Here is a 22,408-nt window from a genome sequence, read left to right on the forward strand (position 1 = left end):
GCTCGTTTTTGAAAGTGAAATGAAAGATTATCCTGATACAATTTGGATGTAGGTTGAAAAATGACCAAATATATAAACAGGCAAAGAAAGCGTGTTGAAAAGGTACGTTTTACAGAATTGAAAAAGGAGGTAGCACATTGAGTGTGATATTAGAAACCAAGCAGCTTTGTAAGTTTTATGGCACAGGTGAGAATCAGGTCAAAGCGGTCAATCAGGTGGACATTCAGATTGAGCAGGGAGAATTTGTCGCAATTGTTGGAAAGTCAGGTTCCGGTAAAAGTACATTACTTCATATGCTTGGAGGGCTAGACACCCCGACAAAAGGCAGTGTTACTTTAGCAGGGAAAGATTTATACAGGATGAAGGAAGATGCCCTTGCTGTTTTCCGCAGAAGAAAAATCGGATTTGTTTTTCAGGCATTTAATCTGGTTTCATCTGTTAATGTCTGGGAAAATATTGTACTGCCACTGGGGCTGGATGGAAGGAAAGTGGATGAAGCGTATGTAAATGATATTATTGCGACTCTGGGGATTGAAAAGAGGATTTACAATTTGCCAAATCAGTTATCCGGAGGACAGCAGCAGAGAGTAGCAATTGCAAGAGCACTGGTGAATCGTCCGGAAATTATATTTGCAGATGAGCCGACAGGAAATCTTGATTCCAAGACCAGTGATGAGGTGATCGCCCTGCTTAAGATGACAGCAAAAAAATATGGGCAGACAATTGTAATGATTACCCATGATGACGAAATTGCACAGGTCGCTGACCGTATTCTGGTGATTGAGGACGGACAGGTGGTGGATTTCAGATGAAGACAATAAGCAGGATTGCATATAGCAATGACAAAAAGAACAAGACAAGAAGTATACTGATTATGATGTCCATATGTCTGACTACGATGCTGCTTGTGATTATCAGTACTGTGGGAAATGGAATGATACGTTTGCAGAAAAGTCAGGCGGCAGGCTCATATGGAAGCAATTATGGTCTGTTTGTCGCAGCAGATGGTACGCAATTAAAAGAAGTGGAACGCAGAGCTGAGATATTTGATATCGGCATCATGTGTACGGAGGGCATCCTGAAAGGAAATGAAAATGGCGGGTTTGTCAGTGCGGATGAAACGGTCAGGAAAATGCTTCCCTATAATCAGGAATATGTGTTGAAGGAAGGTACCTATCCGGAAAAGGCGCAGGAAATTGCCGCAGGACGCGCTTTCTTTGATGCAGTGGGATACCATGACGTAAAGGTCGGAGACACCGTAACATTGGAGTACCGTTCCGGCATGCAGTCGGAATACGCACCGGTGGAATTTACTGTCAGCGGGATTTTATATGACCGGGATGAATATACCATCGAGGCTTCCTATGTTGTATTCGGTTCGCAGGATTTTTATAATGAGCGTGTTGCGGAGGGTGACAGGCAATATAATATCTATTTTACCTTGAGCGATTCTGCAAATGTATCTATGAATAATGTTGCGCCTGTTATAAAAGAAATCGCGGATTTCTGCGGCATTGACCAGAAAAACGTGATCATCAATGACCTCTACCTGCAGTGGGTATTGCAGCCGAGCTATGAAATGATTGTGGTTTGTGGAACCCTGATCCTCGGAATCGTGCTGTTTTCCGTTGTGGTCATTTATAATATCTTCCAGGTCGGGATCGCCCAGAAGGTTCAGGAGTACGGAAAAATCAAGGCGCTGGGTGCAACCAGAAAGCAGATGAAGCAGTTGATCTTTCGTGAGGGCATTCTTCTGGCGGTTCCTTCGATACCGCTGGGGCTGCTGTTTGGTTTCCTGATTGCAAAAGTCAGCTTCAACTGGCTGGTGGAGCAGGGAAATCTGGTATCGTCCGGAATCAAGAACCATCAGGTGCCTCTGTTTTCACTGACAATTATGCTCATCTGCATTTTTGTATCGTTTCTTACGGTCGTTTTGGCTCTGCGCAAACCCATGAAAATGGTTTCCCGGATTTCACCCATCGAAGCGACACGGTATCTTGACGGCTCCAAAACGCAAAAACAGGGCAGACGAAAAGGCAGAAAAGATGTCACCGTTTTCTCCATGGCAATGGCAAATGTGACAGGCAATTCGAAAAGAACCATTGCTACGATTCTTACCATGGGGCTTTCCTGTGTATTGTTTGTAATTATCTCTAATTATGTTGGAAATATTGACACGGAGCACGAGGCGCGGATTGCAATCAACCATGGACAATTTGAGTTGCAGCTGGATTATTCCCAGAATTATGATGAAGCCTATTCGGAGAATAATCTGGACACAATCCTACAGAACAACCCACTGAATGATTCAATGATTGAAGAAATCAAAAGCATTCCAGGAGTGACAGATGTCATGACGAGAGAGATTGTCTCTGTAAATCTGAACGGAACAAGATTTCCGGCTGATATTGTGAGTAAAAATGATTTTGATTTTATGCGCCAAGAAGGGGATATTGGCTCTATGGACTATGATCAGGCGGTAAAGAATGGTGATATTTTCTTTGGCTGGTCGGCGTGGATGGAACAAGATGGATATGCTCCGGGTGAATCTATTGTATTTGACTTTGAGAATGGAAGTGAAACCTATACCTATCAGGGAAAGATTGCAGGATCCTTTGTAAGTGCGGACACTTATCTTGTCATTCCGGAAGGTGTATACCGTTCCATGAATCCGAGGGGAACAGCCTATGGCTATCTGTGGGTGGACTGTGATAAAAAAGATGTTGCATCTGTGGAACAGAGTCTGAATACTTTGATTTCTAATGCTTCGCATATAAAAATGGATACCTATCATGCACAGTTACAATCTGCAGAATACGCAAGCCGTATGATGAAGCTTGGCTGCTATCTGTTCATGGCAATTGTCGGTCTCATTGGGTTTATGAATCTGGCAAACACCATGATCATCAATATCACCACGAAGAAGCAGGAATACGGTGTGCTGCAAGCGGTAGGCATGACCAATAAGCAGTTGAATCTGTGCTTACAAATACAGGGCTTGATTTTTACGGTTGGCACCATCTGCGTCGCACTTGCTGCCGGTCTGCCCCTTGGCTATGCACTGTTTTCCTATGCGAAGCATAATGGGATTTTTGGAATGAACGTTTATCATGTTCCTCTTATCCCGATTCTTGTTATGATTCTTCTGGTTGGTATTCTACAAATTGTGCTTTCCTGTGTTTTAAGCAGTAATCTGAAAAAGGAAACGCTGGTAGAAAGAATAAGGTATCAGGGATAGCAAGTAATATGTAATGAACTAGGTCTTAACGAAGAGGAAAAATAGATAACTTCCATTTTGTATGTATGATAAATCTAAACAGTATTTTAGCAACATTTCCTGAGTGGGGGCAGAAAGTGCCCCCACTTTCACGATTTGGGGGCGAAAAGCGCCACCATATATCATAAATGATGGGTTCAATGGAAAAATCAAAGAAGCATATGAAAAATATGAAAATATTATTTTTTCCGGCTTTAGTACACTTAATTTTGTTCTTTCCACAATGGCGGGACTGGCATTGCGGGAAAATGATATCGGTTATGCGAGATTTTTGTCAGGGAAGGTACAGGCAGTTGCACATACATTGGAAATGGGAAAATATAATGAGTATTCGTCAATGCTTGATATTAAATCTATTCCATTTTTAAAAGCCTTGCGATAAAATATGTTCTGTGAGACGGTAGTTCTTTTGTCCCAACAAAAGCCAGATGACACGATAGAGATCGACTTAGATTTAGAAGTTGGATGCAACCAGTGCTGAGTTGAAAGCTCGTGATCAGATGGAATGGGTCAGATTGGTAAATGGTATTCGTAATATGGCAGAAGAACTTGTGTTAAAAGAATTGGTGTAGATCTAAAGCGTGGAAAACTCCTTCGGGAGCTTTTGGCTGTTTATAAGATAAATTCTGTCGGAGATTTATTATAAAACATTACTTTACAAGAAGAATAAAAAAGCATATAATTCTTTTATAATATATTTAATAAAAGAGGGTAAGAAAACGGAAAATAAAGATAAAAAAAATACAACAAGAAAAAAAATAATTAATTATGTTCTAAACAAGCATGTTACATCCAAGGCGGAAATCGCAAAAGAGTTAAACTTGAGTATGCCGACTGTGTTAGCAAATGTGAATGACTTATTAGAAAAAATGGTGTTGGAAGAAACTGGGGAATATGCTTCGACTGGTGGACGAAAGGCAAAAAGTATAGGGATTAATAAGTCATACTGTCATGCAATGGGAATTTTGATTACAGCGAATCATATAGAAATGGTATTAGTAAATCTTGGAGATGAGATTATAAAAAAAGATCGCATCCGTTTAAAATTTACAGCAGAATTATTCTATTGTACAGAGGTGGCACAAAAGGTCAAAACTTTTCTTGAAGGCGAAGTAGCGAAGGACACGCTACTTGGGATTGGAGTGGCGATTCCAGGAATTATTGATCAGAAAGAACGGATCGTTTTAAAATCCCATGCTTTAGGTATAGAGAATTATAGTCTGCGCTTTTTAGAGCAGGCTTTGGAAATTCCAGTATATTTTGAAAACGATGCTAATGCTGCAATGCTTGCAGAAAAAAAGCAAAAGTATCCAAATGCGATATATCTGTCTTTGAACCACACCTTAGGAGGTGCATTCTGCATAGATGGAAAGCTGTTTCGAGGGCAGAACCAGAAAGCAGGGGAGTTTGGTCACATGATACTCGTTCCCGGTGGAAGAAAGTGTTATTGTGGTAAATCAGGATGTGCAGATGCATATTGTGCAGCAAGTGTACTGACACAAGATAATAGGCAGTCACTGGATGCATTTATGGAAAAAATTGAAAGTGGTGATGAAAAAAATTTGCAGACATGGAATGAGTATTTGGATCATCTTGCTGTTTTGATATCAAATCTGCGGATGGCATATGATGTGGACATCATACTAGGAGGTGATGTGGGAGGCGTATTGTCAGATTATATGATACCACTGGGCGAAAAAGTGATGGCATATAATGGCTTTGAGCATGATGTTTCATACTTGAAAAATTGTTCGTATAAGAAAGAAGCGTCGGCTGTTGGAGCCGCGAAATACTTTTTTACAAAACATATGGTAGAATTGTAATTTTTTTGAACGCAGATAAGCAGTCCACCGCATCTGGTGCGTAGGGAATTAAGCGTTGGGTAAGGGGATGTTTAGTCTGTTGGAGTTAAAAACTCCCACTGACAGGTTGCAAAGCGAATGCGATGTCCGATTTATATGTGTGAAAAACGAGAAGTTGTGTAAAATTAGAAAAAGATATTATAGTAAAAAACGGAAAGAAAACAGTAACTACGGTTTCCTTTCCGTTTTTTTGCATGCTAATTGTGAAAAATATACAAAAAATATATTTTGAAATTATGAAATATATAAAAATATGAAAAAACATATTGACAAATTGTGTTTATAGGACAATAATATAATTACTTTGATAAAACGTTTTATAAAACGTATAATAATATAAAAAAGGAGGAAACAACTATGTTACAGCAGGTAATGACAAATCCAGGAGAAATTATTTTCAGAGAGGTTCCGGTTCCGGAGGTAAAGGAAAATCAGGTGTTGGTAAAGATTATGAATATTGGTGTTTGTGGATCAGATATTCATGTTTATCATGGAAAACATCCGTTTACAAAATATCCGGTAACACAGGGACATGAGGTTTCTGGTGAGATTACAGAACTTGGAAAAAATATCACCGAGTTTCATGTGGGACAGAAGGTGACGATAGAGCCGCAGGTATATTGTGGACATTGCTATCCATGTCGTCATGGAAAGTATAATCTCTGTGAGGAATTAAAAGTAATGGGATTTCAGACGACAGGAACAGCATCTGAGTATTTTGCAGTGGATGCATCTAAAGTAACACCTATTCCGGAAGATATGTCCTATGAAGAAGGAGCTATGATCGAACCTCTTGCTGTGGCAGTTCATGGTGTAAAACAGATGGGCGATGTGGCTGGCATGAATATTGCAGTCCTTGGAGCAGGACCGATCGGAAATCTCGTGGCACAGACAGCAAAAGGAATGGGAGCAGCGAAAGTGATGATCACAGATATCAGTGATCTTAGACTTGCGAAGGCAAAAGAATGTGGAATTGATGTGTGTGTGAATACCAAAAATAAAGACTTCGGTGAGGCGATGATCGAAGCATTTGGACCGGACAAGGCGGATGTGATCTACGACTGTGCCGGAAACAATATCACAATGGGACAGGCAATTAAATATGCAAGAAAAGGAAGCACGATCGTACTGGTGGCTGTTTTTGCAGGAATGGCAGAAGTAGATCTTGCAGTGGCAAATGACCACGAACTTGACATTAAGAGCACGATGATGTACCGCCATGATGATTACATAGATGGAATCAGACTGGTAAATGAGGGCAAAGTTCATTTGAAACTGCTCATCTCAAAGACATTTGCTTTTAAAGATTATCTGAAGGCATACCAGTATATTGATGATAACCGCGAGACAACGATGAAAGTAATTATCAACGTCAGTGAAAAGTAAGGAGTTCGTATGGAAAATAAATATGGAATTGTCGGAGTTGCCCATGTCGGGCTTCCGACAAACGATTTACAGAAAACAGTTGAGTTTTATAAGAGTCTTGGATTTGAAGTGATTATGCAGTCTTATAATGAAAAAGCAGGGGAAAAAGTGGCATTTTTACAGATAAAAAATTATTGTATAGAGACTTTTGAAAATGGGCAGGCGGCAATGTCAGACGGTGCATACCAACATGTTGCACTTGATGTGGAAGACATTGAAAGTATGTATCAGAAAATCTGCAATGAAAAATACACAATTATTACAGACGGAATCGAAGAACTACCATTTTGGGAAAATGGTGTGAAGTATTTTATGATTAAGGGACCAAATGAGGAAAGAATAGAGTTCTGTCAGAAACTCTGATAAAAATAGGAGAGACATATGGGAGGCGAAAGCAAAAATGGAAAAGTACCGCTGATCAGTAAGATTGCATATGGGTTTGGTGATGTTGGATGTAATTTCAGCTGGATGTTCGTCAGTAATTTTCTGATGATATTTTATACAGACGTGTTCGGAATCAGTATGGCGGCTGTGTCAGCACTTATGCTTTTTTCAAGATTCTGGGATGCAATCAATGATCCAATCGTCGGGGGATTTACAGATAAAACAAAATCGAGATGGGGACGGTACCGTCCATGGCTGTTAGTAGCGGCACCAATCACAGCGATTCTTCTTGTTATGACATTCTGGGCAAGACCCGACTGGCCGCAGAATGGAAAGATCATTTATATGGTAATTACATATTGTCTGCTGGTTTTGGGGTATACCTGTGTGAATATTCCATATGGAACCTTGTGTGGTGCTATGACACAGGATATTGATGAACGTGCAAAAATAAATACATCCCGTTCGGTTGCAGCGATGATTGCAATTGGTGTGTTAAATATTATCACAGTTCCACTGCTCGGCAAATTCGGCAGTCATAGTGCAAAGACAGGATATCTGACGGTTGCGGTCATATATGGATGTATTTTTACAGCCTGTCATTTCTTCTGCTTTGCGAAGACGAAAGAGGCAGTGATTACTCCGGAAAAAGAAAAAATTTCTGTAAAGATACAGTTGAAAGCAGTCATGCAGAACAGACCATATCTTCTTGCATTGGCAGGGCAGATATTATTTGGATTTACATTATATGGTAGAAACGCAGATATTCTGTATTATTTTACATATGTGGAAGGAAATGCCTCTTACTACACAACTTATTCGATGTGCATCATTATTCCTTCTATCATCGGGGCAGCCTGTTTTCAACCATTATTCCGCAAGCTGAATAATAAAGGAAGAACAGCATCTCTCTTTGCTTTGTTTACAGGAATTTCCATGTTGTCTATGTTTTTCTTCAATGCCAAAGAATCATCAGCTATTTTTTATGCATTATCTGGTCTCACACAGTTTTTTTTCTCTGGATTTAATACCGCAATCTATGCAATTATTCCAGACTGTGTGGAATATGGTGAGTGGAAAACCGGACTTAGAAATGATGGTTTTCAGTATGCATTTATTTCACTTGGAAATAAAATCGGAATGGCAGTTGGAACAGCACTTTTAGCAGGATTACTTGGAAAATATGGTTATATTGCAAATCAGACACAAAATGCAATTGTACTTTCAATTATGAAACATGCATTTACGACGATTCCAGGTGTACTGTGGATTGTGACTGCGGTTGTATTATTTTTCTACCGGTTAAATAAAAAACGTTATAACGAGATTGTGGAAGAACTGAAAAATGGAAGAAAAAGTTGACATCGTGGCATTGGAAGAATTGCTGATTGATTTTACGGAAGCAGGACACAGCCAGGATGGGAGGAAATTAAAATACCGATACCAATAGAAATTTTAAAATCGGATACAATCTGAATGGCGTTTGCTTTTCTTCCGCCGGTGGATGCAAAAAGCCGTTTTTTTTTCTATCAGACCTTCCTGCTCCAGAAGGTTGAGGTTCTGGCTGACTGTGGATAAACCCATCTGCAGTTCCTGAACGATCTGCTGCTTGGAGGTCTTTTTCTTTCTGTAAATATATTGGTAAACCTTTGAGTTATTTATTTTTTGAGACTAATGTTGGTCAGTCCCTTTTCATTCATGATGTTCTCCTGATTGTGTTACAAGATAATATTAAGTATCAAAATTATTGTAGCATAGAACGAAAAAAAGCAATAAAAAGGATATGCATTACAGAAAGCTGACGGAAAAGCAACAACGATACACAAATATGTTGGAATGATTTCTGGAAAGGGTTTACATATCTTCAAAATGCCATTAATATAAAGAAGGGATCTTCCCATCCATAAAAAATAAGATACGGAGAATTAACATGAAAAAACAATTGAAGGATACTCAGATTCTGTTGGAAATCCTGATCCTGACAGCAGCTGTTGCTATTATTGCAGCGGCAGTCTATTTTTTTCTGGTACCAAGCCATACTTCTGTCAGCAGTATTTCGGGTCTTGGTATCGTACTTTCCAACTTTGTACCGTTGCCCCTTTCCGCCATCACCATGATTCTGAACGTAGTACTTCTGATCATCGGCTTTTTTACCTGCGGAAGAGAATTTGGTGTAAAAACCGTCTACACCAGTATCATGCTTCCTGTTTTTCTTGGAGTTTTTGAAAAAATCTTCCCGGATTTTGGTTCGATGACAAACAGTCAGGAGCTGGATGTTCTGTGCTATACACTTGTAGTCAGTGTGGGACTCAGTATTCTTTTTAACAGAAATGCTTCTTCCGGCGGACTTGATATTGTAGCAAAGATCATGAATAAATATCTTCATATGGAGCTTGGAAAAGCCATGTCTCTGTCTGGTATGTGTGTTGCTCTGTCTGCAGCACTCGTTTACGACAAGAAAACGGTAGTTTTGAGTATTCTTGGAACGTATTTTAACGGAATTGTTCTGGATCATTTTATTTTTGACCATAATATCAAACGCCGGGTATGTATCATCACTCCAAAGGAAGAAGAACTTCGGGAATTTATTCTTCATGAGCTGCACAGCGGTGCTACGATCTACGAAGCCTATGGTGCCTACAACATGCAGAAGCGCAAAGAAATCATCACGATCGTAGACAAGACAGAATACCAGAAATTGATGAATTTTATCAACAAACTTGATCCGAAAGCGTTTATCACAGTTTATAATGTATCCAACATGAGATATCAGCCTAAAATGTAAAAAAGTTCCGCAGCACCTCAATCACAGAAGTGCTGCGGAATTTTTTTACCGTAATTTCCTGTGAAAACGTTTCTTGAATTACCCCATGGAGCAAAAACTCCGGCGCGGCTGAAGGAGAAGAAGAGCGAACGGATGCAGATGGATACGATCAATGACATCGTTATAGTGCAAATAAGGACACTTTTTTAGACAAAGCGTGTTCTTTTTTTACCACATAAAGTTATCTATAATTAGAGACAGAAAATGGAGGAAGGGTATGAAAAGATATTATTTAGCAATTGATATAGGAGCATCCAGCGGAAGGCATATTCTCGGGCATATGGAAGATGGGAAAATGGTTCTCGAGGAAATTTACCGTTTCCCGAATGGAATGCAGAAACGGGACGGTGAGAAGGTGTGGGATATCGAGGCACTCTTTGAAGCCGTGTTGGCCGGAATGAAAAAATGCAGAGAACTTGGAAAGATCCCGGTGAGTGTCGGAATTGATACATGGGCAGTTGATTTTGTCCTTCTGGACAAGGATGATCAGCGGATCGGAAATGCCGTTGCTTATCGCGATGACCGCACGAAAGGAATGGATGAGGAGGTTTATCGCACGGTGCCGGAGGAAGAACTCTATGCATCGACCGGCATTCAGAAACAGATTTTTAACAGTATTTATCAGCTTATGGCGTGGAAGAAGAAAAAACCGGAACAGCTGGAAAAAGCAGAGACGTTGCTGATGATTCCGGATTACCTGAATTTCCTGCTTTCCGGCGTGAAAGCGCAGGAATACACAAATGCAACAACGACCCAGCTCGTCAATCCGGAAACCGGGGACTGGAACAGGGAGATGATTCAAAAACTGGGATACCCGGAGAAAATCTTCCTGCCGATCCGTGAACCGGGGACTGTGATCGGTCGTCTGAAAAAAGAAATTCAGGAGCAGGTCGGCTTCGACTGTGAGATTGTTCTTCCCGCAACACACGACACAGGCTCCGCAGTAGTCGCTGTGCCAAGCAATGAGGAACATGTACTCTACATCAGCTCTGGAACCTGGTCTCTGATGGGAACAGAATTAAAAGAGGCCGATTGCGGAACAGAAGCTATGCAGCACAATTTTACCAATGAGGGCGGCTACAACAGAAAATACCGTTTCCTGAAAAATATCATGGGTCTGTGGATGGTCCAGTCTGTGAAAAAAGAAATCGCAGAAGATTTAAGCTTTGGAACGATCTGCGAAATGGCATCGAAATGCACCATCCCATCTATCGTGGATGCAAACGACGATCGTTTCCTTGCACCGGAACATATGACAGCCGAGGTACAGAAGGCATGTGAAGAAAGTGGCCAGCAGATACCGCAGGGAATTGCAGAGGTTGCAGCAGTGATCTATAACAGCCTGGCAGTATGCTATGCAAAGACATTAAAAGAACTGGAAGAAAAAACAGGCTGCCGGTACCGAACTATTCATGTCGTAGGCGGCGGCGCCAATGCCGGTTATCTGAACTGGCTGACAGCAGAAAAGACCGGAAGAACCGTGCTGGCGGGACCGACCGAGGCAACTGCCATCGGCAATCTGGCGGTGCAGATGATCACCGGAAAGGAATGCAGCAATTTGAAGGATGCGAGAAACTGTATTTTCCATTCCTTCGAAATCAAACAATATGAGCCATAAAAAATGAGACGAAAGGTTAAAAGGGGCAAAGAACATGTTAGTTGAAACAAAAGCAAAAGTAGGTGTATTTGCAATCGCACTGGGTGCATATCTGCCGCAGTTCCCGACGCTGGTTCCGGAATTTGAGGCACAGTATGATGCGTTCAAAAAGACGATTCCGGATACCGTTGAAATGATCGATGGTGGAATCGTTACAACGAAAGAATTATCGATGGAAGCAGGAGATAAGTTTCGTGCAGCGGATGTAGATCTTGTTATTTTACAGCTTCTGACCTACGCGACCAGCTACAATATGCTCCCGGCAGTCCGTGACCTGAATGTGCCGGTTGTACTTGTGAATGTGCAGAAACGGAAAGCACCGGATTATGCGAATACCGATACGCCAAAATGGCTCGGTGAGCTGTATGCCTGTGGAGCAGTCGGTGAGATGGTAGCCGATCTGGAGCGTGCAGGAAAACGTCATGCCGTTATCACCGGTGTTGTAGAAGGCGGAGATGCTTACGTGGCAAAGGAAATCGACGAGTGGTGCCGGGCAGCCCAGGTACGCAGAAGATTCCGCTACACCAATATTGCCCAGATCGGAAGACCATATCCGGGAATGATGGATCTGTATATCGATGAAACCAATCTTTACAACCGGATGGGACTTTACACGAAACAGTTCGACTGGGAGAAAATGTGGGCAATCGCGGATCCTGTCACAGATGAGGACGCAATCCGCGCCAAGGCAGAGGAGATTCTGGATACTTTTGATATCGAGGGCGGTGCAACGGTAGAGACCGTATGGGATATGGCAAAATATGTCGTTGCATTTGAAGAGTGGGTGAAAAAAGAAGATCTTGGTATGGTGGCATCCCATTATGACGGCTTTGCCAAGGGGGTTGCCGGAAAACTGGACAGCATGCTGATCCCGGCATTTTCCATGCTGATTAAACAGGGCACAGCCTGCGCCGTAGAGGGTGATATGAAAGTTGCAATGGCAATGAGCATTCTGAAAACAATCGCCGGAACCGGTCAGCTTTCTGAGATGTATTCGATCGATTTCAATGAGGATATCTGTATTATCGGCCACTCCGGATCGGGAGATGCTGATATTTCGCAGGCGAAAAAACCGTCCATGAAAATCGTTGATGTTTTTCATGGCAAGACGGGCGGCGGATATCTGACGCAGTTTTATCCGCCGGTCGGAGATGTTACATATCTTGGAATTACGCAGGATAAAGACGGTCATTTTAAATTTGTTGCTGCAGAGGGTGTCAATGAGGATGGTCCGATCTTTACCTTTGGCGATACAAACATGAGAACACGTTTCTCCATTGGGGCAAGAGAGTTCTGCAACAGATGGAGTGAGGCGGGACCAACACATCATATGGCAGCAGCTGTCGGACATCATATTGATACGATTCTGAAAGTGGCAAAAATCCTGGATGTGCCGGTAGACATTGTATGCCGGTAAATATCGATAAAAGAAGAGAAAAGAGAGAAAGAAGAGGGAAATAACATGAAATTCTTAGATGCAGAATTTGTAAAGGGCTTTATCCGCATGGCAAATGATGGCTGGGAGCAGGGATGGCATGAGAGAAACGGCGGAAACCTTTCTTACCGTGTGAAACCAGAAGAGGTTGAAGAGGTAAAAGAAAACTTTGAGGCCAGAGAGTGGAATCCGATCGGAACCGCCGTTCCAAATCTTGCGGGAGAGTATTTCCTGGTAACCGGAAGCGGAAAATATTTCCGAAATGTCACAATCAAACCGGAAGACAGCATCTGTATGATTGAGCTGGATGAAAAAGGTGAAAATTACCGCATCGTCTGGGGTCTCGTCAACGGAGGACGTCCGACCTCAGAGCTTCCGAGCCATCTGATGAACCTGGAGGTAAAAAAACTTCAGGACGAAAGATACCGCGTTGTGTACCATGCACATACCACCAACGTGATCGCGCTTACCTTTGTTCTGCCGCTGGAAGATAAAGTATTTACCCGCGAACTCTGGGAGATGGCAACCGAGTGTCCTGTTGTATTCCCGTCCGGAATAGGTGTCGTTCCGTGGATGGTTCCGGGAGGCAGAGAGATCGCCGTTGCCACGAGCGAGCTGATGAAGAAATATGATCTTGCTATCTGGGCACACCACGGCATGTTCGCCGCCGGCTTTGATTTTGACCTGACCTTCGGTCTGATGCATACCGCAGAAAAATCTGCAGAAATCCTGGTAAAAACACTTTCTATGCAGCCAACGAAACGCCAGACGATCACACCGGATGAATTCCGCCATCTGGCAAAAGACTTCGGCGTAACACTTCCGGAAGAGTTTTTGTATGAGAAATAAAACTGGAAACTGATAGTGAAAAATGGCCGTCTGATCCTTGCACTGAGGAATGGGACGGCCATTTTTTTGCTGTGCAGAAGAAAAAGTCTATTAATTTCTTTCGGAATTTGATAAACTATAAGATAAGATTATCGATTAGAAAACAGTGGAACATTTCATTATCAGACAGAAAATGCTGGTGTGTCTGCGCTCAGAAAGGAAAGATGAAATATGACTTCAGCGATTAGTATAGGAAAGCAGGATTTTGCTTCCCTTCGAGAAAATCATTATTTTTATGTTGATAAAACCGATTTTATCAGACAATGGTGGGAAAGTGGAGATGACATTACGCTGATCACACGTCCGAGAAGATTTGGCAAAACATTGAATATGAGCATGCTGAATTGTTTCTTTTCCAGACAGTATGCAGAAAAAGGTACCATCTTTGAAGGGCTTTCCATCTGGAAACAGGAAAAATACCGCAGACTGCAGGGAACTTATCCGGTGATTTTTCTGAGCTTTGCGGACGTAAAACAGAATAACTATCAAGATGCAGTGCAGAAGATAAAAAATATTATTGTAGATGCTTATCGCCAACATCGGTATTTGGAGCAGGAAGAATGCTTTACGCAAAATGAGAAACAGCAGATGCTGGAAATTACAGAAAAAATGAGTGATGTGACAGCACAGGATGCATTAAAAAATCTTTCCAGTTATTTGAATCTTTTATATGGAAAAAAAGTTTTGATCTTTCTGGATGAATATGACACGCCCATGCAGGAAGCCTATATTCATGGATACTGGGGTGAATTTGCCGGATTTATGAGAAGCCTTTTCAATGCGACGTTCAAAACAAATCCATATCTGGACCGCGCTGTGATGACTGGAATTACCCGTATTTCCAAAGAATCTGTTTTTTCGGACCTCAATAATCTGACGGTTATTACAACAACATCGGATGCCTATGCAGACTGTTTTGGTTTTACAGAAAAAGAGGTATTTCAATCATTAGATCAATTTGGAATGCCGGAAAAGAAAGAGCTGGTAAAGCAATGGTATGACGGATTTTGCTTTGGCACGCATCGTGATATTTACAATCCGTGGTCTATTACAAATTATCTGAAAGAGAAAAAACTGCGGCCCTACTGGGCAGCTACAAGTTCCAATGGATTGATCAGCAAACTCCTGCAGTCGGCATCGGTAAATATGAAGGAAGAACTGGAAAAACTGATCAACAGACAACAAATTGTAGTTAATTTTGATGAGCAGATTATATTTGGACAATTAGAACAGGATGAAAGTGCGGTATGGAGTCTGTTGGTGGCAAGCGGTTATCTGAAAGTGGAGGAGATTGAATACAGAGGACTGACGCTGGAGCCGTGGTATTCTCTTTCCATCACAAATCTGGAGACTGTGAGCATGTTTTCGAATATGTTCAAAAGCTGGTTTGCAGCGGCATCTGCCAATTATAATGAATTTATCAAAGCATTGCTGAATGGGGATGTAAAAGCGATGAACCTCTATATGAATGATATTGCACTTGCTACATTTAGTAATTTTGATGCTGGAAAACATGTATCCGAGCGGAGCCAGCCAGAGCGGTTTTATCATGGATTTGTACTTGGGCTGCTGGTGGAAGTGCGAGATCTTTATGAGGTGCGTTCCAATCGGAAAAGTGGGTATGGAAGATACGATGTGATTCTAATTCCCAGAAATTTGGATCGAGATGCTATGATTCTGGAATTTAAAGTAAAAGAAACGGAAGAAAAAACGCTGCAGGAAACGGTACAAAAAGCACTGGCGCAGATTGAAATAAAGAAATACGACGCGGAACTGAAAGAACGGGGAATCCCAAAAGAAAGAATCCGGCATTATGGATTTGCGTTTGAAGGGAAAAAGGTACTAATTGGGTAATAGAAAACGCTGTCAATGCTTCTCTGGAAGGGGAAGCGGGACAGCGTTTTTCTGTTAATTGTGATTAGATTACCATCTGAAGCAGCATTACCATAAGCGGCATCGTCACAATAGAAGCCAGCGTAGTAACAACATTGATGGCACTGGCATAGCGCGAATCGTTGCCGTATACCTGGCACATCTGGGTAACCGTGGAAGCAGATGGCGTGATGATGGCGAGAAAAACGATCAGAATCAGTGTCGGTCCGTCAGCGGAAAGGTCGGCGAGATGGCTGAGTTTTAAGAGAACAAGCGCCATCAGCGGAACGGCGATCAGGCGGAGAAAGGTCACGAAGTAAATCCGTTTATTCGCAAAAATCTGCCGGAAGTCCATGCCGGCAAAAAGCATACCCGTAACAATCATACTGGCAGGGCAAACCATGCTTCCGACAGAATGAAGCGTATTGTTGACCAGCGCAGGAAGCCGGATGCCCGTGAAAAAAAGAAGAATTCCGACGAAAATAGAAATAATATTGAGGTTCAGAACAATCTTCTTCCAGTCATAGGAAGCCTCACGGCTGATCACCTTTTTGCAGTGCGTCCAGAAAAAGACAAGCTGTACGCTCATATAAACACAGCTGTAAAGCACCCATTCCGCTCCTAAAACAGCCGTCACAAGCGGCACAATCAGATTGCCGGAATTGGAGTAGTAAACAGAAGTTATCTCAACCGCATCCAAATGAAACACCCGTCCAAGAGCTGAAACCGCAAAAAGAAGCACAACCTGCATCAGAAGCGAAGCCGCAAACGCAACCAGCAGCCCCCGCACCGTTTCCGGCGTGTAATCGACCTGAAACGCATTCAGAATCACGCAGGGAATGATCAGGTACAGCACAATTTTCGACAGAACTTTGCTGTCCTCATCCTTTAAAAGTCCGGCTTTTACGATTAAAAAGCCCATAAAAATCATAAGAAAAAGCTGCGCGATCTGCTGCGCAAGAAGAATACTGATCGTCATAAAAATCTCCCCATATGTGTGCCTTATAGAAAATATTATAAGGTGGAGAAGAGGGGATTTCAATTTCTTTTTGAGAGATTTGGGTCGAAATAATGGTGAAAATATAAGAAAAATGGCTGTTGACCAAAAGAAAATGCTGTCATATAATATATTCGACAAGAGAGCCGTTGGTCAGTGTACACCTGACCGCCGGATAAAGCTTCTAACTAAAAATAGCGCCTAACTTTACCAGAGCAGGGGCGCTATTTTGATTTGACAAAATTACACGATTGCAATATAATATACTTAACAAGACAGCCGGAAGGTGAGCGCAATCACCCGATCTGGCGAAAATATTAAATAGCTATAAGAAGTGGCCATCCATGCTTACCAGAGAGCAGGATGGCCATTTCTTAATTTCTATAATAAAGGAAGGCTGAATTATAGTCAAGAAATTTTTGCGATTTTAAAACAAAGTAATAAAAAGTGTGATATAATAACCTCATAATGAAAAGTAAAATTCCGCCTATTTTTCTACATTGTAGGCGGCAATTTTACACCTGCAAGTTAGTGAATCCTAATAAAAGTAAGATGGAGGTACCCGCCCATGATGGAATACACCAGCAAATATTGGAACATGCTGACTCCTTTAATAAAGAAAAGTCTGCTAAAACGCTACGGAAAAGAGGAGACCGCAGAGCTTCTCCGCAAGACCAACCAGATCTACCGCGACATGCTTCGCCGCGCCGATGATATCGGAAAGGACAACCCGATGGCGTCGAATCTCTATGAAGGCCTCATTTTTCTTGCGCTCTGGGATGCGTCGGACAGACAGATTTCTGTGGATGAACTGCGTACAATCTCAGAGGAGATGATGTCCTTCCCGTTTCTGAAAGCCATGGGCCTGATGATTAATGCGAATAAGAAGAGCGGCATGGCGCGGATTGCGAAGATGATGCATAAGGATGCCGCCTGGCTGGAAGCACATCCGCAGTATAAGGCGTATTCGTGGGATTTTCATTTTGATGAGACGAAGCATCAGAACGGTTTTTATTACCACTTCACCCAATGTCCCCTGAACACCTTCGCCCGAAAAGAGGGCTATCTGGAAGTGCTGCCGATTATGTGCGACATTGATTACAAGACAGCAGCCCTGATGCACGCGAAGCTCTACCGTGACCATACGCTGGCAGGCGGCGGTGAGGTCTGTGATTACTGGTTCGTGGGGGACAAGGTGGAAAATCCGAAATAAAACAAGACCGGACCGGAACCGGTGAAATGGATCGAAGAATATAAAACACAGAAGGGAGATCACCCAGAATGAGCAATGAAAAAATAAAACCAAAACTGAACGGAACCGCCGAGACGATGCTGGCAGTGCTTCTACGCCCGCGCCATGCACAGCAGAAATCCGAAAAACAAGTTCCGCGACACCAAAGCAGAAGAGCTGATTGACCGCATCGACTATGATTTCAGCAATGCGAAAAAGGACACAGCAATGAGCGGCGGAATCGTAGTGCGGAGTGTTGTGTTTGATGAGCTGGTCAGCGACTTTATCCGAAAGAACCCGGATTGTACCGTTGTCAACATCGCCTGTGGTCTGGACACACGGTTTTACCGCATGGATAATGGAAAAATCACCTGGTATAATCTCGATCTGCCGGAGACGATTGAGGTACGCGATTCGATCTATCAGGAATCCGGCCGCGTTTCCACGATTGCGTGTTCCGTGCTCGATCCGGCATGGGCCGATCAGGTAAAAGTGCGGGGCAAAATGCTTTTCATTATCGAAGGTCTGACCATGTACATGAAAGCGGATGAGGTCAGAATGATGCTCGCCATCATCCGCGATCATTTCGACAATGCCTACGTCTGCATGGAAACGCTGTGCCCGTACTTTGTAAAGAAAGAAAACATCGAAAAATCTATTCAGGCGACGGGCGCGACGTTTACCTGGGGTGCGAACAGCTTTGCAGACCTGGGCGACATTGCCGCCGGTTTCCGAAAAGTAAAAGACGACAACATCGCCCGCGGTATGGAAACGCTGAATCCCATCTACAAGCTGGTGATGTGGATGCCGATCATCCACAAATTCGCAGAGAAAATTCTGGTGTTTGAAAAAGCGTAAGAAAAGAAATGAAAAGAAACAGGCAGCCCGGCAGCGGAAAAGCCCCAAAAGCTTCCGTGCAGGGAACCTGTTTTTTGCTTGTACAGGAAATTAACAAATCATTCATCCGGCCACACAAAGTGTGCGTTTCCCGCTTCAAGGCCGTCAATCAGAATATTCTGCCCCGTGCAGAAGCGGTTGGTCACGGTCATAAAATACGCCCAGTCCGCCGCTTCCTCAACGGTCATCCACCGTTTCAGCGGCGTCAGATCCATGATCTGATCCCAGAGCTTTTTATCTTCCGTGACAGGCAGATTCAGCTCGGTCAGTACGCCGCCGAAATCAAGGCTGTTGCACGTTCCGCCGTACGGTGCAATGCGGAGTGCCACATTTTTTGTGTAGGCGAGAACGCCGCCCTTGCTTGCGGTGTATTCCGGAAATTCAGCTCCGGTATGGCCGCTGGCCGAGCCGATCATAAGGACGGCGCGGATGTTGTCATGAATTCCGTACGCCTCCGTGATTGCGATGGTTCCCTTCAAATTGATATCAATATCATCCTCGTTCTGCACACCCGCGTTGTTGATGACAATATCGAAAGGCGCAAGCGCCGGATACTGTTCCCTGTCGCGGATATCAAGGCAGAAATGAGTATACGAATCCTGGCTGATCGAAGCCTCCTTCCGGTCAAATCCGGTAACGTCAAAGCCTTCTTTTAAAAATTTCTCCGCAATCGCCTTTCCGATTCCGGAGCTGGTTCCTGTAATAAGTACACGCATACGATAACCTCCCGATGAAATATTACCCTCATTATACCGCAAACACAGCATGCGATCCAGAAGAAACGAAAAAGAATGCAGGAAAAGAAAATGTTACGGGAAAAATCACTGCATAAAACAAAAGAGTCTCTCAAAACCACAACAAATAATTGACAGATTTTAGGAGAAGGAGTAGAGTTTTTGAAAGGGGGATTATCCCTGCAAAGAGTGAAAACAAAAGAGGTGCAAATATGCTGAAAGTAGACAATCTTACCTTTGAAGTAAACGAAGAGGGAAGAAAACGCTGCCTCGTCAACCACATCAGTTTTGAGGTAAAGGACGGGGAAATGCTGGTGATTACCGGACCGAACGGCGGCGGAAAATCGACGCTGGCAAAAGTACTTGCCGGCATTGAGGAAGCAAACGGCGGAGAAATCTTCCTGGATGAGGAAAATATTACCGGTTATGATATTGACCACCGCGCAAACGCCGGCATCGGCTATGCATTCCAGCAGCCGCCGCGTTTTAAAGGAATGACAGTGAAAAAAATGCTGTCGCTGGCAGCCGGAAAAGAGCTGACGGAAGCCGAGAGCTGTAAACTCCTCTCCGCCGTCGGACTCTGCTCTGCCGATTACCTGAACCGTCAGATGGACGGCACACTCTCCGGCGGAGAGATGAAACGCCTGGAGATTGCAACGGTGCTTGCGAAACCGCATAAAGTCAGCATTTTCGATGAGCCGGAGGCCGGCATTGACCTGTGGAGTTTTTCCATGCTGATCAAACGGTTTGAAGAAATCCACAAAGAGAAGAAAGAATGTCTGATCCTCATTTCCCATCAGGAACGCATTATCCAGATGGCAGACAAGATCATGGTGATCGAGGACGGCCAGGTGAAAGAATACGGTACAAAGGAAGACGTACTGCCGACCCTGTTCCAGCAGAAAACAGGCCGGATGTGCGGCCAGGAAGGAGGCACATGCTGATGGTACAGGTAGATGAGACAACCCAGGGTGTATTAAATCAGATCAGTGAAGGATTTGAGCAGAAAGGGGCGTATAATCTCCGCCAGAACGGCATTCCGCTCTGCCACGGTGACAGTGAGCATATCAAAATCCGCAAAAAAGAGGATAAGCCAGGCATTGATATTTTGATCGATGGCGAGACGAAAGGTGAAAAAGTATTTATCCCGGTTGTCGTCAGCGTTTCCGGTATGACGGACCTTGTTTACAATGATTTCTACGTTGCGGATGGCGCCGATGTTACAATTGTAGCGGGCTGCGGTATCCACAACGGCGGCTGCAACGACAGCCGGCACGACGGTATCCATACGTTTCATGTAGGAAAAAATGCCAACGTGCGCTACGAGGAAAAGCATTATGGCGAGGGAAACGGAACGGGACAGCGGATTTTGAACCCGGTGACAAATATTGAAATCGGAGAAAATTCCGTTTTTACGCTGGATACCGTACAGATTAAGGGCGTTGACTCAACAATTCGTACGACGAATGTTGTGATGGATGCGAACTCCAAACTGTTCGTGCTCGAACGTCTGATGACAGACGGTGACCAGAAGGCAGAGTCGGATATTGAAGTATGTATGAACGGAAGCGGTTCTTCCGCACAGATTATTTCACGTTCTGTCGGAAAGGGCAATTCCTCCCAGGTCTTCCATCCCAAGGCAGTCGGCAAAAACAAATGCCACGCCCATATCCAGTGCGATTCTATCATCATGGATCACGCACAGGTCGGATCTATTCCGGAGATCCAGGCAAAACATGTGGATGCGGCAATCATCCACGAGGCGGCGATCGGACGGATCAATGATGAGCAGCTATTGAAACTCAGAACGCTCGGCATGACGGAAGCGGAGGCGGAAAACGTCATTATTGAAAACTTCCTGAGCTGAAGAAAAAAAGGAAACAAGAGAACAAAAAAGAGGCATTTCCAGTCTGCATAGATGGAGATGCCTCTTTTTGTGCATTTTTCACAAAAGCAGGTAGTAAATTTTACTAAAATAAAAAGTAAAATATTTTGACTTTTAACATATGATAAATTTGTACTGTTGAAAAAAGGAAAGATACAAGATAGAGAAATGGGGAAAGCGAAAATGGGTATTGTGATCAATCATTCCGAAAATATTTTCCTGCCGCAGATGATCATTACGAAGCCGGAGATGGAAGAAAAGGTGGAAGCGTTTGTGAAAAACGGCGGAACCGTAATCGTGACGTACCGCCACGCCGTGAAAGATGCGGACAACAACGTTCCGTTCGGCGAGACACTGCCGGTGCACTACAATGCGCTTGCGGGTCTGACCGTAGAAGAGACGGAGAGCCTGCAGGACTATGATGCATTCCCGGTTGTGGGAAGCGGCGTGTTCGAGGGCGTGGAAGGCACAGGCGGAATTTTCCGTGATATGATTCAGGTGCAGGATGCGGAAGTGCTGTTCCATTACGCGGATGCGTTCTATCTGGAATTCGCAGCCGTGACGAGAAAACAGACCGGCAGGGGAACTTTGTATTACGTGGGCTGCGGTCTGGAAGAGAAGATCACGAAGCTTCTGATGGAGCAGGTGATGCGGGACTGGCATTTCCAGATGGTGCCGTCCGAAGAGAGCCTTGAGATCGTGACGAGAGGAAACGAGAAGCAGAAGGTGACGATGTACATCAACCACAATGCAAAGGAAGTGACGTATGGGGATATGACACTGGCACCGTTTGCATGCAAGATTTTAGAAGCATAATATAAAAGAGTAAACGAGAGAAAAGGCGCGGCCGCCCGGAGCAAAAAACAGCTTCGGGCGGGCCGTGCCTTTTGCGTGCTGACAAAAAAGATGCAAAAAGCGGAATTCTGTGTTGACAAGTGTCCGAAAAAAACTTGTAAATAAGACGCGAGTGTGCAAAAATAGACATAAAACTATAAATGAGCAAATTTGAAAAATTGCACAAAACTACACTGCGAATTTCA

General features: G+C 43.4%; 19 protein-coding genes and 1 pseudogene. 18 read left to right on the forward strand and 2 right to left on the reverse strand.

Going from position 1 to position 22,408, the window contains the following annotated elements; all coding sequences use genetic code 11:
- Positions 1–137 precede the first annotated feature (137 nt).
- From DWX26_RS11150 to DWX26_RS11215, 13 genes and pseudogenes are all read left to right on the forward strand, one after another.
- On the forward strand, positions 138–812 hold the full coding sequence (locus tag DWX26_RS11150; RefSeq protein ID WP_118601429.1) for an ABC transporter ATP-binding protein: 675 nt from the start codon (positions 138–140) through the stop codon (positions 810–812).
- Complete coding sequence (locus tag DWX26_RS11155; protein WP_118601430.1) at positions 809–3,238, forward strand: ABC transporter permease; 2,430 nt, start codon at positions 809–811, stop codon at positions 3,236–3,238. The genes DWX26_RS11150 and DWX26_RS11155 overlap by 4 nt, the downstream gene beginning before the upstream one ends.
- Before the next feature lie 103 nt (positions 3,239–3,341).
- On the forward strand, positions 3,342–3,659 hold the full coding sequence (locus tag DWX26_RS11160) for a hypothetical protein (protein WP_055219652.1): 318 nt from the start codon (positions 3,342–3,344) through the stop codon (positions 3,657–3,659).
- Between the two features lie 91 nt (positions 3,660–3,750).
- Positions 3,751–3,849: pseudogene (locus DWX26_RS17390) on the forward strand (TnpV protein); the annotation flags it as partial.
- 129 nt (positions 3,850–3,978) lie between these two features.
- Positions 3,979–5,100 (forward strand): ROK family transcriptional regulator, encoded by a 1,122-nt coding sequence (locus DWX26_RS11170; protein ID WP_055219655.1) that lies wholly within the window; start codon positions 3,979–3,981, stop codon positions 5,098–5,100.
- 396 nt (positions 5,101–5,496) lie between these two features.
- Positions 5,497–6,525 (forward strand): zinc-dependent alcohol dehydrogenase, encoded by a 1,029-nt coding sequence (locus DWX26_RS11175; protein ID WP_118601431.1) that lies wholly within the window; start codon positions 5,497–5,499, stop codon positions 6,523–6,525.
- Positions 6,526–6,534: 9 nt separating this feature from the next.
- On the forward strand, positions 6,535–6,927 hold the full coding sequence (locus DWX26_RS11180) for a VOC family protein (protein ID WP_117760520.1): 393 nt from the start codon (positions 6,535–6,537) through the stop codon (positions 6,925–6,927).
- Positions 6,928–6,945: 18 nt separating this feature from the next.
- Positions 6,946–8,310: an MFS transporter gene (locus DWX26_RS11185; protein WP_118601432.1), complete on the forward strand. Its 1,365-nt coding sequence runs from the start codon at positions 6,946–6,948 to the stop codon at positions 8,308–8,310.
- Between the two features lie 568 nt (positions 8,311–8,878).
- Positions 8,879–9,733 carry a YitT family protein gene (locus tag DWX26_RS11195; protein WP_118601433.1) on the forward strand — a complete coding sequence of 285 codons (855 nt, stop codon included), beginning with the start codon at positions 8,879–8,881 and terminating at the stop codon, positions 9,731–9,733.
- Positions 9,734–9,989: 256 nt separating this feature from the next.
- Positions 9,990–11,390: a rhamnulokinase gene (rhaB, locus tag DWX26_RS11200; protein ID WP_118601434.1), complete on the forward strand. Its 1,401-nt coding sequence runs from the start codon at positions 9,990–9,992 to the stop codon at positions 11,388–11,390.
- Positions 11,391–11,424: 34 nt separating this feature from the next.
- A complete protein-coding gene (locus DWX26_RS11205; protein WP_117801923.1) occupies positions 11,425–12,846 on the forward strand; it encodes an arabinose isomerase in 1,422 nt (473 codons plus the stop codon).
- Positions 12,847–12,891: 45 nt separating this feature from the next.
- Positions 12,892–13,713, forward strand: a complete 822-nt coding sequence (gene rhaD, locus DWX26_RS11210; protein WP_055265851.1) for a rhamnulose-1-phosphate aldolase — start codon at positions 12,892–12,894, stop codon at positions 13,711–13,713.
- Positions 13,714–13,923: 210 nt separating this feature from the next.
- Positions 13,924–15,606 carry an AAA family ATPase gene (locus tag DWX26_RS11215; protein ID WP_118601435.1) on the forward strand — a complete coding sequence of 561 codons (1,683 nt, stop codon included), beginning with the start codon at positions 13,924–13,926 and terminating at the stop codon, positions 15,604–15,606.
- Positions 15,607–15,670: 64 nt separating this feature from the next.
- Here DWX26_RS11215 and DWX26_RS11220 read toward each other — a convergent pair whose 3' ends face one another.
- A complete protein-coding gene (locus DWX26_RS11220; RefSeq protein WP_118601436.1) occupies positions 15,671–16,603 on the reverse strand; it encodes an AEC family transporter in 933 nt (310 codons plus the stop codon).
- 586 nt (positions 16,604–17,189) lie between these two features.
- On the opposite strand from DWX26_RS11220, the gene DWX26_RS11225 reads away from it, so the two are divergent.
- Together DWX26_RS11225 and DWX26_RS11230 are read left to right on the forward strand one after the other, a co-directional pair.
- On the forward strand, positions 17,190–17,834 hold the full coding sequence (locus tag DWX26_RS11225; RefSeq protein WP_118601437.1) for an L-2-amino-thiazoline-4-carboxylic acid hydrolase: 645 nt from the start codon (positions 17,190–17,192) through the stop codon (positions 17,832–17,834).
- A 144-nt stretch (positions 17,835–17,978) separates the two neighbouring features.
- The gene (locus tag DWX26_RS11230; protein ID WP_330423004.1) at positions 17,979–18,710 is read left to right on the forward strand and encodes a class I SAM-dependent methyltransferase; all 732 of its coding nucleotides are present in this window, start codon (positions 17,979–17,981) and stop codon (positions 18,708–18,710) included.
- Between the two features lie 98 nt (positions 18,711–18,808).
- Here the strand turns inward: DWX26_RS11230 and DWX26_RS11235 are convergent, their stop codons facing one another.
- The gene (locus tag DWX26_RS11235; protein WP_118601438.1) at positions 18,809–19,465 is read right to left on the reverse strand and encodes an SDR family NAD(P)-dependent oxidoreductase; all 657 of its coding nucleotides are present in this window, start codon (positions 19,463–19,465) and stop codon (positions 18,809–18,811) included.
- 230 nt (positions 19,466–19,695) lie between these two features.
- Between DWX26_RS11235 and DWX26_RS11240 the strand changes: the two genes are divergently transcribed.
- The 3 genes from DWX26_RS11240 to DWX26_RS11250 all read left to right on the forward strand — a co-directional run bounded on the left by DWX26_RS11240 (position 19,696) and on the right by DWX26_RS11250 (position 22,184).
- The gene (locus DWX26_RS11240) at positions 19,696–20,427 is read left to right on the forward strand and encodes an ABC transporter ATP-binding protein (protein ID WP_117804223.1); all 732 of its coding nucleotides are present in this window, start codon (positions 19,696–19,698) and stop codon (positions 20,425–20,427) included.
- Complete coding sequence (locus tag DWX26_RS11245; protein WP_055219683.1) at positions 20,427–21,350, forward strand: SufB/SufD family protein; 924 nt, start codon at positions 20,427–20,429, stop codon at positions 21,348–21,350. Before DWX26_RS11240 ends, DWX26_RS11245 begins: the two co-directional genes overlap by 1 nt.
- A gap of 186 nt (positions 21,351–21,536) precedes the next feature.
- Positions 21,537–22,184, forward strand: a complete 648-nt coding sequence (locus DWX26_RS11250) for a beta-galactosidase trimerization domain-containing protein (protein WP_118601439.1) — start codon at positions 21,537–21,539, stop codon at positions 22,182–22,184.
- Positions 22,185–22,408 lie beyond the last annotated feature (224 nt).

This window comes from Blautia sp. AF19-1 (assembly GCF_003479155.1).
Classification (GTDB): domain Bacteria; phylum Bacillota; class Clostridia; order Lachnospirales; family Lachnospiraceae; genus Fusicatenibacter; species Fusicatenibacter saccharivorans.

Bases quoted from the DNA above. Each gene is read 5' to 3' on its own strand.
- rhaD (WP_055265851.1), top strand. From the start codon at position 12,892: ATGAAATTCTTAGATGCAGAATTTGTAAAGGGCTTTATCCGCATGGCA.
- DWX26_RS11235 (WP_118601438.1), bottom strand. From the start codon at position 19,465: ATGCGTGTACTTATTACAGGAACCAGCTCCGGAATCGGAAAGGCGATT.
- DWX26_RS11230 (WP_330423004.1), top strand. From the start codon at position 17,979: ATGCACAGCAGAAATCCGAAAAACAAGTTCCGCGACACCAAAGCAGAA.
- DWX26_RS11155 (WP_118601430.1), top strand. From the start codon at position 809: ATGAAGACAATAAGCAGGATTGCATATAGCAATGACAAAAAGAACAAG.
- DWX26_RS11185 (WP_118601432.1), top strand. From the start codon at position 6,946: ATGGGAGGCGAAAGCAAAAATGGAAAAGTACCGCTGATCAGTAAGATT.
- rhaB (WP_118601434.1), top strand. From the start codon at position 9,990: ATGAAAAGATATTATTTAGCAATTGATATAGGAGCATCCAGCGGAAGG.
- DWX26_RS11215 (WP_118601435.1), top strand. From the start codon at position 13,924: ATGACTTCAGCGATTAGTATAGGAAAGCAGGATTTTGCTTCCCTTCGA.
- DWX26_RS11195 (WP_118601433.1), top strand. From the start codon at position 8,879: ATGAAAAAACAATTGAAGGATACTCAGATTCTGTTGGAAATCCTGATC.
- DWX26_RS11250 (WP_118601439.1), top strand. From the start codon at position 21,537: ATGGGGAAAGCGAAAATGGGTATTGTGATCAATCATTCCGAAAATATT.
- DWX26_RS11205 (WP_117801923.1), top strand. From the start codon at position 11,425: ATGTTAGTTGAAACAAAAGCAAAAGTAGGTGTATTTGCAATCGCACTG.
- DWX26_RS11225 (WP_118601437.1), top strand. From the start codon at position 17,190: ATGATGGAATACACCAGCAAATATTGGAACATGCTGACTCCTTTAATA.
- DWX26_RS11220 (WP_118601436.1), bottom strand. From the start codon at position 16,603: ATGACGATCAGTATTCTTCTTGCGCAGCAGATCGCGCAGCTTTTTCTT.
- DWX26_RS11245 (WP_055219683.1), top strand. From the start codon at position 20,427: ATGGTACAGGTAGATGAGACAACCCAGGGTGTATTAAATCAGATCAGT.
- DWX26_RS11180 (WP_117760520.1), top strand. From the start codon at position 6,535: ATGGAAAATAAATATGGAATTGTCGGAGTTGCCCATGTCGGGCTTCCG.
- DWX26_RS11175 (WP_118601431.1), top strand. From the start codon at position 5,497: ATGTTACAGCAGGTAATGACAAATCCAGGAGAAATTATTTTCAGAGAG.
- DWX26_RS11240 (WP_117804223.1), top strand. From the start codon at position 19,696: ATGCTGAAAGTAGACAATCTTACCTTTGAAGTAAACGAAGAGGGAAGA.